Source organism: Methylophaga sp. UBA4204 (assembly GCF_002379485.1).
Taxonomy (GTDB): domain Bacteria; phylum Pseudomonadota; class Gammaproteobacteria; order Nitrosococcales; family Methylophagaceae; genus Methylophaga.
On sequence record NZ_DFTU01000036.1, the window covers coordinates 84,371 to 84,692 of the forward strand.

Annotated in this window: 1 protein-coding gene; it reads left to right on the forward strand. The window is 48.1% G+C overall.

What is annotated here, in order from left to right; genetic code table 11:
• Positions 1-31 precede the first annotated feature (31 nt).
• On the forward strand, positions 32-322 hold a 291-nt coding region (gene bioD / locus B3182_RS05080), incomplete at its 3' end, for an ATP-dependent dethiobiotin synthetase BioD (RefSeq protein ID WP_292751791.1).

The following is a 322-nucleotide window of genomic DNA, read 5'->3' on the forward strand; positions in this document are numbered from 1 at the left end:
ACGGCAAACAAAGAGGCGGCGAGTAAACATCATGGCTAGAAAAACATTTTTTATCGCCGGTACAGATACAGATGTCGGCAAAACGTTGGTGGCGGCAGGTTTATTGGTCGCGGCAAAACAGCAGGGTTTAACGACTGCGGCATTAAAACCGCTTGCAGCAGGATGTGAAAAAACCGATGCCGGTTTGCGCAATGCCGATGCCTTGTTGTTGCAATCGGTAATCACCGAACCATTGGCTTATGAACAAATAAATCCTATCGCCTTGGTATCGGCCATAGCGCCACATATTGCAGCGCAACAAGAGAAGCGAATTTTATCGGCG